This window comes from Pseudoalteromonas sp. SWXJ133 (assembly GCF_015864365.1).
GTDB lineage: Bacteria > Pseudomonadota > Gammaproteobacteria > Enterobacterales > Alteromonadaceae > Pseudoalteromonas > Pseudoalteromonas arctica.
In genome coordinates this window covers 53,180-67,107 of sequence record NZ_JADYXJ010000005.1, presented here as the reverse complement: position 1 = coordinate 67,107, position 13,928 = coordinate 53,180, and the positions used below count along the sequence as shown (strand labels likewise).

10 protein-coding genes are annotated in these 13,928 nt (G+C 39.0%); 8 read left to right on the top strand and 2 right to left on the bottom strand.

Annotation, left to right across the window (positions count from 1 at the left end):
- Positions 1-453: 453 nt before the first annotated feature.
- The 4 genes from I6F40_RS05335 to I6F40_RS05320 all read left to right on the top strand — a co-directional run bounded on the left by I6F40_RS05335 (position 454) and on the right by I6F40_RS05320 (position 5,194).
- Positions 454-2,901, top strand: a complete 2,448-nt coding sequence (locus I6F40_RS05335) for a M1 family metallopeptidase (RefSeq protein WP_166377518.1) — start codon at positions 454-456, stop codon at positions 2,899-2,901.
- Complete coding sequence (locus I6F40_RS05330; RefSeq protein WP_024609288.1) at positions 2,901-3,395, top strand: DUF6702 family protein; 495 nt, start codon at positions 2,901-2,903, stop codon at positions 3,393-3,395. The genes I6F40_RS05335 and I6F40_RS05330 overlap by 1 nt, the downstream gene beginning before the upstream one ends.
- 322 nt (positions 3,396-3,717) lie before the next feature.
- Entirely contained in the window at positions 3,718-4,335 is a 618-nt protein-coding gene (locus I6F40_RS05325) for an HAD family hydrolase (protein WP_007583617.1), read from the top strand.
- Between the two features lie 133 nt (positions 4,336-4,468).
- On the top strand, positions 4,469-5,194 hold the full coding sequence (locus tag I6F40_RS05320) for a YebC/PmpR family DNA-binding transcriptional regulator (RefSeq protein ID WP_024591562.1): 726 nt from the start codon (positions 4,469-4,471) through the stop codon (positions 5,192-5,194).
- A 200-nt stretch (positions 5,195-5,394) separates the two neighbouring features.
- On the opposite strand, the gene I6F40_RS05315 is transcribed toward I6F40_RS05320, so the two are convergent.
- Positions 5,395-7,584 carry a malate synthase G gene (locus I6F40_RS05315; RefSeq protein WP_197192596.1) on the bottom strand — a complete coding sequence of 730 codons (2,190 nt, stop codon included), beginning with the start codon at positions 7,582-7,584 and terminating at the stop codon, positions 5,395-5,397.
- 241 nt (positions 7,585-7,825) lie between these two features.
- Here I6F40_RS05315 and I6F40_RS05310 point away from each other — a divergent pair, with 241 nt between their 5' ends.
- From I6F40_RS05310 to I6F40_RS05295, 4 genes are all read left to right on the top strand, one after another.
- Entirely contained in the window at positions 7,826-9,427 is a 1,602-nt protein-coding gene (locus I6F40_RS05310) for an isocitrate lyase (protein WP_010552885.1), read from the top strand.
- 922 nt (positions 9,428-10,349) lie between these two features.
- Positions 10,350-11,315: an ABC transporter substrate-binding protein gene (locus I6F40_RS05305; RefSeq protein WP_166377516.1), complete on the top strand. Its 966-nt coding sequence runs from the start codon at positions 10,350-10,352 to the stop codon at positions 11,313-11,315.
- A 2-nt stretch (positions 11,316-11,317) separates the two neighbouring features.
- The gene (locus tag I6F40_RS05300; protein WP_033023434.1) at positions 11,318-12,370 is read left to right on the top strand and encodes a FecCD family ABC transporter permease; all 1,053 of its coding nucleotides are present in this window, start codon (positions 11,318-11,320) and stop codon (positions 12,368-12,370) included.
- Between the two features lie 3 nt (positions 12,371-12,373).
- Positions 12,374-13,177, top strand: a complete 804-nt coding sequence (locus I6F40_RS05295) for a heme ABC transporter ATP-binding protein (protein ID WP_008139336.1) — start codon at positions 12,374-12,376, stop codon at positions 13,175-13,177.
- Between the two features lie 229 nt (positions 13,178-13,406).
- Here the strand turns inward: I6F40_RS05295 and I6F40_RS05290 are convergent, their stop codons facing one another.
- Positions 13,407-13,868, bottom strand: coding sequence for a hypothetical protein (locus tag I6F40_RS05290; protein WP_166377515.1), 462 nt, complete (start codon positions 13,866-13,868; stop codon positions 13,407-13,409).
- Positions 13,869-13,928: the final 60 nt, after the last annotated feature.

The following is a 13,928-nucleotide window of genomic DNA, read 5'->3' as shown; positions in this document are numbered from 1 at the left end:
CACTATTTGTCATTTATCGTACAAATAGCGAATATTAATGAAGTTCGGCAATATTTGAGCCAATTATTTACTCGTTTCACTGTGTTTTTGTTCAGTAGAAAGGGCTTTTAGGCCATTTTACTTGTTGCGAATTAGTAATACTTATACGTAGGATTAATGGTTTACCTGGTAATGCCAAAGCAATACTTTTTTAGCAATATATATAAAATGAATGATATTTTTTTAAGTTCTGGAACTTTGTATTTAACCGATCAAAACCATTATTAAAACCCAATTTTGTAAACCCCCTTTACAGTTTTTATCTATTCGTATTTTGTTACAAAATAATTGTATTTTTCAATCTAAAAAACTAAGTGAACATCACCCTAAAAATACGGTACTTGGTCGCTAATTTATTGAAGCTAACTGGTATATTTGTCAAAGTACGCTCACAAAATTATATTAGGACTAAAAATGAAAAAAATAGGTCTTACGCTAAGTGCTTTTGTATTGCCGTTCGCAATATCTAGTGCAGCTATGGCGTCTTCGGTTGAGCAAACAAAAGGTTCTTTTGTTGATAAATTTCGTCAATTAGACGAAGCACTTCCTACACCCAATGTATATCGTAGTGCCGCTGGCGAACCAGGTGAAAAATACTGGCAGCAACGTGTAAATTACAATATTGATGTGAAGCTAGATGAAAAAAAGCACCGCATTACCGGTAGCCAAAGCATTGAATATAAAAATAACTCACCACATACGCTTAAATATTTATGGTTACAGTTAGATCAAAATATTTTTAAAAGTGACTCTATTGCCGAAACAACTAAAACATTTAAAAGCACTTTAGAAAGCCTACCAGCTCAAAAGCCCGCTAAATTAAGTTTAGGCGAATTACGTCGTCAGCAATTTATGAGCGACAACGAACTGGGTTATACAATCAGTGGCGTAAAAGATGAAGATGGTAAAGAGCTACGCGTAACTGTAGTTGATACCTTAATGCGCATCGATTTAAACGAGCCGTTAAAACCAGGTAAAGAAGTCGAATTTAGCATGAACTTTGCCTTCAACATTGTTGAAGAAGATGCAGTGGGTGCACGTTCTGGTTACGAGCACTTTGAAGAAGACGGCAACGACATATTCTTAATTGCTCAGTGGTTTCCTCGTTTAGCGGCTTATACCGATTACGAAGCATGGACAAACAAGCCGTTTTTAGGCTCTGGTGAGTTTACGCTTGAGTTTGGTGATTACGATGTTGAGATTACTGTTCCGGCAGATCACATTGTATCGGCAACAGGTAAACTTGATAACGCGAGCAAAGTACTTACAAGTACTCAGCGCAAACGTTTAAAGCAAGCCGAAACATCTAAGCGTCCTGTGTTTATTGTTAACGCAGAAGAAGCGCTAGAAAACGAAAAAGAAGGCACCGACAAAACTAAAACGTGGCACTTTAAAGCGCAAAACGTACGTGACTTTGCTTGGGCGTCGTCTCGTAAGTTTATGTGGGATGCAAAGGGTTATCAGCAAGGTGGTGACGTTCAGCCTTTAGTTATGGCAATGTCGTTCTTCCCTAAAGAAGGTGGTGACTTATGGGAGAAGTACTCAACTGAAGCGGTAGTACACACAATGGAAGTGTACTCTAAGTATTCTTTTGACTACCCATACCCAACTGCGCAATCGGTAAATGGCCCTGTTGGCGGTATGGAATACCCAATGATTACCTTTAACGGCCCACGTACTAAGTTACAAGATGATGGTACACGTACTTATTCTCAAGCTGAAAAGCGCTTTTTACTTGGCGTAGTTATTCATGAAGTGGGTCATATTTACTTTCCAATGATTGTTAACTCAGATGAGCGCCAATGGACGTGGATGGATGAAGGCTTAAATAGCTTTTTAGATGGCGTTGCTGGTCGTGAATGGGATCCTACTATTCCTTGGGGTGTTGAGCCTCGCGATATAGTGAGCTACATGAAGTCTGAAAACCAAGTACCTGTTATGACTCAGTCAGACAGTGTATTACGCTTAGGCCCTAATGCTTATACTAAACCTGCAGCAGCCCTTAATATTTTACGTGAAGTAATTTTAGGCCGTGACTTATTCGACTTTGCATTTAAAGAGTATGCTCAGCGCTGGAAATACAAGCGCCCTACTCCAGCTGATTTTTTCCGTACAATGGAAGAAGCCTCTGGTGTTGATTTAGATTGGTTTTGGCGTGGCTGGTTTTACACCACAGACCATGTAGATATCTCTTTAGATAAAGTATATCAACTACGTTTAGACACTAAAAACCCTGATATTGATTACAGCCGTTTACGTGATATTGAAGCAGACAAACCTACTTCATTATTTGTTGAGCGTAACCGCGCACAAGGTAAAAAAACATGGGTTGAGAAAAACTCTGATGTTACCGATTTTTATGACGAAAACGACCGTTTTACTGTAACCAATAAAGAACGTAATTCGTACAATAAGTTTTTAAAAGGCTTAGAGCCGTGGGAGCGTAAAACGCTTGAGCGTGCTTTAGAAGAAGATAAAAACTATTACGTTATGGAATTTTCAAACCTTGGTGGTTTGGTAATGCCTATTTTATTAGAGCTAACATATGAAGATGGCACTAAAGAAGAGCGCTATATTCCTGCTGAAATTTGGCGTCGTAATTATAAAAACGTTCAAAAGCTGATTGTTACCGATAAAAACAAACCGCTTGTATCAGTTACTGTTGACCCAGGCTGGGAAACAGCTGACGTAGATGTTGAAAACAATAACTACCCTCGTCGTATTATTCCTTCACGTATTGAAGTGTTTAAAAAGGAAAAGAGTAAAGCTAAAGTAAGTCGCGATATCATGCAAGATATTAAAACTGAGCTTAAAACTGATGAGAAGAAAGACGAAAAGGATGACGGTGAGGAGCAGCAATAATGCGCTTTTTGCTTATTATTGTTTGCCTTTTAGTTGCTGCGCCAAGTATGGCGCATCAACTAAAGTCGTCAGTTACAACCGTGCTTTTTAATAAACGAACGCATAATGTTGAATTAATGCATCGCTTTTATTTACATGATACCGAACACGCCGTAGGAACATTGTTTAAAGGCAAAATTGATATTATTAGTAATAAAGCCGACCAACAACGTTTTGCTAAGTATGTTGAATCGCATGTTGCTCTACAAACGTTAAGTGGCGAACCTTTACCACTTAGCTTTGTTGGGGCACAAGTTGATGGTAAGTTTTTTTGGGTTTACCAAGAAGCACCAATTCCTGAAAATATTGAAGGAATTAAAATGAGTAATGGCGCACTTCGTGATTTATGGCCATCTCAGGTAAATATGGTAAACGTTGAGGGCAAAGGTAAGATTAAAACTTTAAACTTTGCTCAAGATGATACTTGGCTCGAAGCCCGCTTTGAGCAAAATTAATATTTAAAACTTCCCCAACCGACGCGCACAGCAGTTGTTTATGTGCGCGTTTTCTTCATACGTTTAAACTGCGTTCATGTTTGATCTGTTATTTGTAAATTTACGTAAAATTTGTGAGTTCAATTTGTATATTTACCTTTTTTTGCGCATGATATATCAAGCACTTAAATTACTTTGTTATCAATAGATTGATAATGGTGCGTATTAATATTTAAATATAGTTAGTTTCATTTATCCCTTTGTATTTACCGGCCTAGGGCATAAGCAGTAGAGAATTTTATGTTTAAATTTCATTTAGTAATAACTAAATTCAGGGAATGATATGACTACTCAGGTTGAGGCAATTTTTGGAGTGATTTTTGATTTAGATGGAACATTGGTTTCATCAGAATTAGATTTTGCATTAATAAAGGCCCAAATAGGTTGCCCTTGCGAGCAGGACTTACTTGATTACATTGCTCAGTTGCCCTCACCGTATATGCGTGAAGAGGCAATGAATATAGTTCACCAACACGAATTAATAGATGCACAACATGCCAGTATATTACCTGGTGTGAGTGAAGCTATTCATGCTTTAAAGTCTAAAAATATTCCGATGGCGATTGTTACTCGCAATTTTGATAAAGCAGCGGCAATTAAATTACAAAATAATCCACTCCCTATCAGCACAGTTTTAACGCGAAGCGATGCCCCAGCAAAGCCAGATCCCAGCGCTTTAAATGCCATTGCAACACTTTGGAACATTAACGCAAGAAATTTACTTTATGTAGGCGATTACCTTTACGACATTCAAGCTGCGCACAATGCAAATATGCGCGCGTGTTTATACGCTCCAGAGTCAACGCCTGCTTATGCCGATCAGGCAGATTACGTTTTACATGACTTTGTTGAATTAGTGACATTAGTTGAGAGTTATTCTGAAAAAATAGAGTTATGTTAAATAGGGTGCTATTAAATTTATTTAAGAATAAGTGCTATGTTATTTAAATTACAAAATAACGTTTGTTCCTAGCCCAATACGTTTTGAATTGGTAAAATACCGCAAAACGTAACGTATTCATTAGGGGCACAAAATGGGCAGAGCATTTGTAGTTCGTCAAAGTTCTATGATCAAAACAGCCAATGCAAAAACAAAAGTAAACTCAAAGTATGGTAAAGAGATTTACGTTGCAGCAAAAAGTGGCGATCCCGATCCCGAAGTAAATCAAACACTACGCCGTCTAATCGAAAAAGCTAAAAAAGACCAAGTACCAGCGCACGTTATCGATAAAGCAATTGAAAAAGCAGCCGGTGGTGCAGGGGAAGATTACTCTGTTGCCCGTTACGAAGGCTATGGCCCAGGTAATTGCATGGTTATTGTTGACTGTTTAACTGACAATCCGAACCGTACAATTAAAGATGTACGTTTGCCATTTACTAAAACAGACTCAAAAATTGGTACTCCTGGCTGTGTAGCACATATGTTTGATCATTATGCGGTACTTGGCTTTGCGGGTGATGACGACGAAATAGTATTAGAAGCATTAATGATGGCTGATGTTGATGTTAGCGATGTTGAAGCCGAGGACGGTAAAATATCGGTATTTGCACCGCCAACAGAATACTTTAAAGCTAAAACAGCCCTTGAAGACGCATTTGAAGGCATTAACTTTGAAGTAGACGAAATTACGTTTATTCCTCAAGTTAATATTGAAATTGAAGACGAAGAAGTTATTGCTAACTTTGATAAATTTATAAATATGCTTGAAGATTGTGACGATGTACAAAATATTTATCACAATGCTATTGTAAAAAATTAGATTTAATTAGCTAAAAGATTTAAAAAGCGTGTTTTGTGTATGCAAAACACGCTTTTTTACGTTTGAATAAATGTTAGATATTCATGTGTATTATCTATATACCTTTAAAATGCCTTAAAAGTGATGTTATTCTAATTTTAGGCGATAAAAAACCAGCTTAAAAGCTGGTTTAGCACTTAATCTGAACTTTGCTTAAGCGGTTAAAGCGTATTCGTTTTTTGTGCTTTATATTTTATACGGTAGCTATGTAGTAGTGGTTCAGTGTAACCACTAGGTTGTGTTACACCCTCCAAAACCAGTGCAAGTGCAGCTTGAAACGCAATGCTGTTATTAAGGGTTTCTTCGTTTATTGCCATGGGTGTATACGCAGTGTCGTGCTCGTTTTGACCATCAACTACTTTGGCCATTTTAGCCATTGTTGATTTTATTTGCGCCTGTGAACACACGCCATTTAGCAACCAATTAGCCATATGCTGGCTTGAAATACGCAGTGTTGCTCTATCTTCCATTAGCCCGATATGGTTAATGTCGGGTACTTTTGAGCAACCAACGCCTTGATCAATCCAACGTACAACGTAACCTAAAATACCTTGTGCGTTGTTTTCTAGCTCACTTTGAATATCTTCTTTTGAAAGCGTTTTAGCATCTGTCATTAGCGGCGGTGTAAGCAGGTCATTAAGGCTCGCAATAGCACGTTTAGCTATACTTTGCTGCTCGGTAAATACGTTTATATCGTGATAATGCATTGCATGCAGAGTAGCGGCTGTAGGGGAGGGCACCCATGCTGTATTAGCGCCTGATTTAGGGTGAGCTTGTTTTTGCTCCATCATTAATGCCATTTTATCTGGCATTGGCCACATGCCTTTACCTATTTGTGCTTTATGACTTAAGCCACAAGCAAGGCCAATATCGACGTTGCGATCCTCATAAGCTTGTATCCATGATTGCTGCTTAATCTGTGCTTTTGGAAGCACAACGCCCGCTTGCATAGAGGTATGAATTTCATCGCCTGTGCGGTCTAAAAATCCAGTATTTATAAATACAACACGCTCTTTAGCTGCATAAATACAGGCTTTTAGGTTTACAGAAGTACGGCGTTCTTCATCCATAATACCCATTTTAAGCGTGTTTTTAGGTAAGCTTAGCGCTTCCTCTACTAAGCTAAATAAAGTGTTAGTAAACGCTACCTCTTCAGGGCCATGCATTTTTGGTTTTACTATATTAATACTTTGCGCGCTTGAGTTTTTTATACCTGTTTTTTTATTTAGGTCGTGCAGGGCAGCGGTAGCAGTAAACATCGCATCCATAATGCCTTCAAATACCGGTTGATTGTACACATCGGTAATAGCTGGGTTCGTCATTAAATGGCCAACGTTTCTAACAAACATCATGCTACGGCCTTTTAAAGTAACTGTGCCGCCATCGAGTGCGGTGTATGTTTTATCACTTTTCAGAGTGCGCTCTACGGTTTTATCGCCTTTTTTAAACGATTCAACTAGGTTACCTTGCATCAAACCAAGCCAATTTTTATAAACTTGTACTTTATCTTCTGCATCTACCGCAGCTACAGAATCTTCACAATCCATAATGGTTGTAAGAGCGGCCTCTAACACTACATCTTTTAAGCCTGCTTTATCTGCTTGGCCAATAATGTGGTGGTGATCTATATGTAGCTCTATGTGTAAATCATTGTTTTTTAATAACACTACGGTTGGGTTTTGTGCTTCACCTTGATAACCAATAATCTGAGATGGGTCAGCTAATGTGGTTTGAGAGCTATCACGTAACGTAATTAAAAGTGCGCCATCTACTACTGAATAATTAGTGCTTTCTATATGCGAGCCATTAGTTAACGGCAATGCTTTATCTAAAAACTGGCGAGCGTAGGCCATTACCTTAAAACCACGAACAGGATTGTAGGTATTGCCTTTTTCGGCTCCATCGTCTTCGCTTAACACATCTGTACCGTATAAAGCGTCGTATAACGAACCCCAACGTGCGTTAGCGGCATTAAGTGCAAAGCGTGCGTTACTTACAGGCACAACCAACTGAGGGCCTGCTGTAAGGGCTACTTCGGGTTCTACATTTTTGGTTTCAATTTCAAAGTTGGCAGGCTCTTTAACTAAATAGCCAATATCTTGCAAAAAGGCATGGTACTTAACGCTATCCCACGTTTTATTAGCAAGATGGTAGTCATCTATTTGCTGTTGAAGCAATTCTCGCTTTTCAAGCAGTGCCTTATTTGTAGGGGTAAGTGTTTGAACTATATGTGCAAAGCTTTGCCAAAATTGATGCTCACTTAAGTGAGTGCCTGGTAGTAATTGATTTTTAACAAAATCAGCGAGTTGTGTGTCTACGCTGAGTCCTGAATGTGTGAGAGTGTGGGACATAATTGCCTTCCTTAAACGGTCGCGATGTTGTTGTGTGCTTGTGCGTTAAGGCAACAATAACTCAAAAAGGCAATGTTGAGTGCTTTTTAGCCATTCACAAAATGTATAGCCACAATAACAACTATAAATTTACTAAATCTAGAAAAGGAGCCTAATGTTGAATCAAGCGAAAAGGAGCACACACTCCTAGCCACTCTCACAACATTAAAATAATTTACACACTCGTTCGAAGGATTTTATTATGACAACATATCAACGCGAAACAGACACACTCTCTACTCTTTGCCAATCACAAGGCAGCGCATGGAAAGCTATTAACCCTGAATACGCAAGCCGTATGCGTTTACAAAACCGTTTTCGTACAGGGATTGAAATTGCGCAATACACAGCAGACGTTATGCGTGAAGATATGGCTGCATATGACGCCGACACAAGCCTGTACACCCAATCTTTAGGGTGTTGGCATGGCTTTACTGCCCAACAAATGATGATGGCTATTAAGCGCCATCAAAAAACAACTAAACGCAGCTATGTATACTTAAGTGGCTGGATGGTTGCAGCACTTCGCTCTGCATTTGGTCCGCTGCCTGATCAAAGCATGCACGAAAAAACATCGGTACCTGCATTAATTGAAGAAATTTACACATTTTTAAAGCAAGCTGATGCACGTGAACTAGACCACTTGTTTAACGACCTAGATGCAGCAAAAGCGAATGGCGGCGATGTTCAAGCTGTTATTGATAAAATAGACAACTTTGAAACTCATGTTGTGCCAATTATTGCTGATATTGACGCAGGTTTTGGTAACGAAGAAGCAACTTACTTACTGGCTAAAAAAATGATTGAAGCCGGTGCGTGTGCCATTCAAATAGAAAACCAAGTATCTGACGCTAAACAATGTGGTCACCAAGCGGGTAAAGTGACCGTTCCACACGAAGACTTTTTAGCAAAGATTAACGCAGTACGTTACGCCTTTTTAGAACTTGGTATTGATAACGGTATTATTGTGGCACGTACAGATTCATTAGGTGCCAGCCTTACTCAAAAAGTACCTGTGTCGCAAACACCAGGTGACTTAGCAAGCCAATACAATGCATTTTTAGAAACGACGCCAATTAACGGTGTCGATGACTTAAATGAAGGCGACACGGCAATGAAAATTAATGGCCAGTTATGTAAACCAACTCGCCTAGATAACGGTTTATTTCAATTCCGCGAAGGCACTGAAAAAGACCGCGTAGTACTAGATTGTATTACGAGCTTGCAGTCGGGCGCTGATTTACTGTGGATTGAAACAGAAAAACCACATGTTAAGCAAATCGCTGAACTGGTAAATCGTGTAAAAGAACACGTACCAAATGCAAAACTGGTATACAACAACTCGCCTTCGTTTAACTGGACGCTTAAGTTTCGTGAGCAAGTGTATCAAGAGTGGGAAGAAGCAGGCCGTGACCTTAGTGCTTACCCAAGTATTACTGATAATAAAGGCCTTATGGCACCAGAAATGGATGCAACAGAACTTGCGCAAGCAGCCGATTTACTAGTGCAAAACTTCCAGCGCGATGGCGCACGTGAAGCCGGTATTTTCCATCATTTAATAACCTTGCCGACGTACCATACAGCTGCGCTAAGCACTGATATCTTATCAGAAGGTTACTTTGGCGATATGGGTATGCTGGCTTATGTACGTGATGTACAACGCCAAGAAATTCGCCGCGAGCAAGCTTCTGTTAAGCACCAAGACCTAGCAGGGTCTAACATGGGCGATACGCACAAAGAATACTTCTCTGGTGATAACGCGCTAAAAGCCGGTGGTGAAGATAACACCATGAACCAGTTTTAATTCCTAACTAGATAGTGTTACTCAAGGGCCAATAGGCCCTTTTTTATTGTTTTAAATAAAGTTAGAACATTGAAGCATAATTACAGATCAGACTTTAACTAACCTAATCATGTTGGATCACGATTTAACTACCTGAGTAAATTTACAGATCAGAGTTTAACTAACCTTTCATAAAACGACCTTTTTTAGGTGATTTTGCTGTAAATAGCGTTTACAGCAACTAAAAAAAGCGGATAAGTGACTGACTTTTGCTTTAATAGACAAACAGAGGAAATTTATAAACCGATTTTTTACTAACTTCTCGTTGCTATAAAACAAAATTTTACTAACTGAGAGGGTATAAACAGTGACTCAAACCGATATTTTACCAACTCAAGTTACAAAAAAGGCTATAAACCGAAATTTTACTAACTGAAGCTTTAGCTAAGTCCGATATTTAACTGTCACAGAAGTGTAAAGGGGGTTTACAGTTTGAATACTATAGCGGTAAATATAAAAGCCACTTATTTGAAGTGGCTTTTATTTGAACTATAAATTTTATACATAGAGTTTAGGGTCTGTTAATCTTTCAAGGTTAAATTTGCAGCAGCCTGTTTGGTATTCGGGCGAGGCAGAGCCTACATAGTGTGGTTATTTACCATAAGTAGGTGATGGCAAGCATAAATGACACTCGCTGCTATTTAGGTTTGACTTGGTGATGAAACCCTTTTGTTACCCAGTATTTTACTTATTCTTACAAGGATACAGCCATTAGAGTAATGCGGGCCGTATGAGGTGACTTGGTTACACATTTCACGCCGTGATTAAATAGCCTTTAAATTGAAATCATTTAACTCCGAAAGCTCACATACCTTATTAACTAAGAGGCTAAACTAATTTTATAGAACATTAAAGCAATCATAATAAAAACTACAAGTTGCGAATGAAAACTGTTAGTATTTTTGTTTTCAAACTAAATTTAACATCAATGAAACTCTCATCTATTTTATTTATTACGTTTGTTACTTTACTTGCTAAAAATTATGTACATGCAAGTTCGCAGCCTCTTAATCCACAGCGAATAGTGGTTGCAGGGGGCTCAATAACAGAAGTTATTTACGCCCTTGGTGAACAACAACGCATTGTTGGCGTTGATAGCACCAGTGTTTATCCAGCCGCTGCAACTCAGAAGCCACAAATTGGCTATGTTCGCAAAATAAGCGTTGAAGGTGTGTTGTCATTAAATCCAGATCTTATCCTCGCTGAATCAGATATAGGTCCTAAAAAAATGGTTGAGCAATTAAAGCTCACTGGCGCTAATTTGGTTATCTTGCATGAAAACGACAACTTTTGGCGTATTGAAAACAAAATAGAGCAAATAGCCAAACAATTAAATGTTGTGAGTAAGGGCGATATGCTCGCACAATCTTTGCAAGCGGACCGCAAGGCCTTGTCATATATTTTAGAGCAAACAAGTACTAAACCTAAAGTTTTGGTTATCCGCAGTAGTCAACTTATGGTTGCAGGGGCAGAGACGACTGCTGATGAGTTGGTAACTATTGCAGGTGGAGTGAATATGATGGCTCAAACAGTGGTTAATTGGCAGACGATTTCAAGCGAGGCTGCATTGGCACTAAATCCTGATGTGATTATTAGTATGGGAATTGGCGCCAATGATCAGCAACCAAGCGCTGAAATATTATCTGTTTTTAAATATTCAAATGCGATAAAAAATGGGCGTATTTACAATTTTGATGCGCTCTATTTGTTAAGTATGGGGCCTAGAACGCCTCAAGCGGCCGTAGAACTAGCGCATGCATTTTATCCTAAAACACGCTTGCCAGATGGCTATCAATATAGATTTTTAAAATTAGCTGAAAACAGCACAAAACAACAGGACGAGCGATAGTTATGCTGGCGTTAGGAAATAGGTTATTAGCGCAACAACGGATACGGGTTTTATCTATTCCTGTTTTGTTTATTATTTGTATATTGGTATTTTTTATTGCTCTAAGTCAGGGAGGGGTTGTGATAACGCTGCGCGAGACGATGCTTATGCTAACCCAGCCGGTAGATGATCAGCTTAAACACGCTATAATTTGGCAGATCCGCCTTCCTCGTATTCTACTTTCGATGGTTGTTGGAGCTGGTTTAGCAACCTGCGGTGCTGCAATGCAAGCTTTATTTAGAAATCCATTAGCAGATCCTGGTTTGATTGGCATTGCCAGTGGTGCAGCGTTAGGTGCAGTAGCAACTATTGTATTAGGAACAAGCTTGTTTGCTAATTTTAGCGACAACTTAGGCTACTATGCGGTGCCTGTAGGGGCATTTTTGAGTTGTATTGCGGTATGTATGTTTATCTATCGGTTGGGCGCGCAAAATGGGCGTTTTACTATTGTTAGCCTACTACTGGCAGGGATTGCCGTAAATGCGATTGTAAACGCTATTATCGGTATCTTAACACTGGTAAGTAATGAGCAACAATTACGTGATTTAACATTTTGGAGCATGGGCTCTTTGGCGGGGAATCACCTTGCGATGATAATGCCAACACTCGGTATTATTATTGGTTGTTGTATTGGTTTATTACGTTTATCTAAACCTCTTAACGTGTATTTATTAGGAGAGGCTCAAGCGAAGCATGTCGGCATTAATGTGACTAAATTGAAAAAGCAGGTTTTTATATATACGGCACTTTGCACTGCAGCAGCCGTAGCAATTACGGGCGTTATTGGTTTTGTTGGCTTAATAGTGCCGCATATTATGCGCTTAATATTAGGCCCTGATCACCGTTATTTATTACCAGCTTGTATGTTAGGGGGAGCATTAATGCTTAGCCTTGCTGATTTATTTGCCCGTACCATAATGCTACCAGCAGAAGTGCCCATTGGTCTAATAACCAGTGCTATTGGCGGTCCATTCTTTTTGATTATGCTGCTAAAAACTTACCAAGGAGCAAAGTGAACTATGTTAATTGGCAACCAGCTTAGCGTAAAAATTAAACATAAAACGTTGCTGGATAATATTGATTTTTATGTAAAACCACATGAAATTGTAGTTATCATTGGTCCCAATGGCGCAGGTAAATCATCATTAATGAAAGCATTATCAGGAGATTTGCCGTTAAGTGGCGGAACGGTAAATATTAATCAACGAGAGTTAAATGAGTATAGTTTGCTAGAGCTTGCTAAATTAAGGGCGGTATTAACCCAGAGCTACGAGTTAGATTTTCCTTTTACCGTTAATGAAGTTGTTGATATGGCGCATTTTAGTCATCAAGAACAGTGCACGCAGGCTACTTTGAAACAGTGCTCTAATGATGCAATGAAAGCCGTAGGGATTACTCACCTAGCACAGCAATGCTTTACTCAGCTTTCTGGTGGTGAAAAGCAACGTACTCAATTAGCTCGTGTATTGTGCCAATTACAGCCAAGTTTAACTCAGCAAAAAAATGCTTATTTATTAATTGATGAACCAACTGCTAGCTTAGATTTATATCATCAATATGAAGTCATGAACCAAGCCGTTACAACGGCAAAACAAGGCGCGGGAGTTGTTGCTGTTCTTCATGATTTATCACTTGCTGCGAGCTTTGCAGATCGAATTTACATGCTTGATAAAGGAAAAGTTGTTGCTCATGGCTCGCCTGAAGAAGTACTAACACAGCGCCATTTAAGTAATGTTTATAATATTAATGCAAAGCTGCAAACAGATATTGAAGATGTACTTCCTCACATTATGGTGGCGGAAAAAACACTCACAAATATATGATTTTAAGTTGTATCGATTACATATTATTGAGTGTTTTTATAAAGGGGTAACTAGGGCGTGTTGAATTTTGGTGGTTGAATTTGCAGAGGCCTGTTTGGTTCACTGCCCATAAATAGGCGATAACGCAGCATAAAGACCAAACATGCGCTTCCCTTTGAGGGACGATTAACTCTTTGTTGCCTTGTTATCGACACGATTTTCTTACCTCAAAATAGATCACTTAATTAAGCTAATTGGTATTACCGCAATGAGAGTGGACAAGTGTAGCTACATCTTGTAATTCAATATTTTCAGGTATCGCTATCTCTTTGGTTGATGCCTGCAGCCATGTTGCAGCATCATCAAGTGATTTAAATACGGCTCCAGGTATACCAAAGGCTTTTTGAACGCTCATATTCTGCAATTTTTGATATTGCTCCTCAGGAACAACGATAAGCATCGCTTGAACAAGTTGTAGCATTTTCTCTGCCGCACCATTTTTAAGCCATTCTTGTGTTGCAGGACCCGCCCCTTTAGGGTGTTGTAAGGATGCTTCATCTGTATAAACACGCACTACAATAAATGCTTCAGCTCTATCAAACCAACGATCCCATGATATTAAAGAGTCTAAGTGCATTGCTAGCGTGCACTCCCCCTTTGCTACTGTTACAGCTAATGGCCAGAGGCTGCTATCGTATTTAATTGTTGTCATACTTAATAACCTTTGTTATTGATTTTATAGATTTTTCCACGGCAAATGATTTAGCTTTGC

Excerpts from the sequence above, each read along its gene's own strand:
- I6F40_RS05335 (WP_166377518.1), top strand. The coding sequence starts at position 454 with ATGAAAAAAATAGGTCTTACGCTAAGTGCTTTTGTATTGCCGTTCGCA.
- I6F40_RS05330 (WP_024609288.1), top strand. The coding sequence starts at position 2,901 with ATGCGCTTTTTGCTTATTATTGTTTGCCTTTTAGTTGCTGCGCCAAGT.
- I6F40_RS05325 (WP_007583617.1), top strand. The coding sequence starts at position 3,718 with ATGACTACTCAGGTTGAGGCAATTTTTGGAGTGATTTTTGATTTAGAT.
- I6F40_RS05320 (WP_024591562.1), top strand. The coding sequence starts at position 4,469 with ATGGGCAGAGCATTTGTAGTTCGTCAAAGTTCTATGATCAAAACAGCC.
- I6F40_RS05315 (WP_197192596.1), bottom strand. The coding sequence starts at position 7,584 with ATGTCCCACACTCTCACACATTCAGGACTCAGCGTAGACACACAACTC.
- I6F40_RS05310 (WP_010552885.1), top strand. The coding sequence starts at position 7,826 with ATGACAACATATCAACGCGAAACAGACACACTCTCTACTCTTTGCCAA.
- I6F40_RS05305 (WP_166377516.1), top strand. The coding sequence starts at position 10,350 with ATGAAAACTGTTAGTATTTTTGTTTTCAAACTAAATTTAACATCAATG.
- I6F40_RS05300 (WP_033023434.1), top strand. The coding sequence starts at position 11,318 with ATGCTGGCGTTAGGAAATAGGTTATTAGCGCAACAACGGATACGGGTT.
- I6F40_RS05295 (WP_008139336.1), top strand. The coding sequence starts at position 12,374 with ATGTTAATTGGCAACCAGCTTAGCGTAAAAATTAAACATAAAACGTTG.
- I6F40_RS05290 (WP_166377515.1), bottom strand. The coding sequence starts at position 13,868 with ATGACAACAATTAAATACGATAGCAGCCTCTGGCCATTAGCTGTAACA.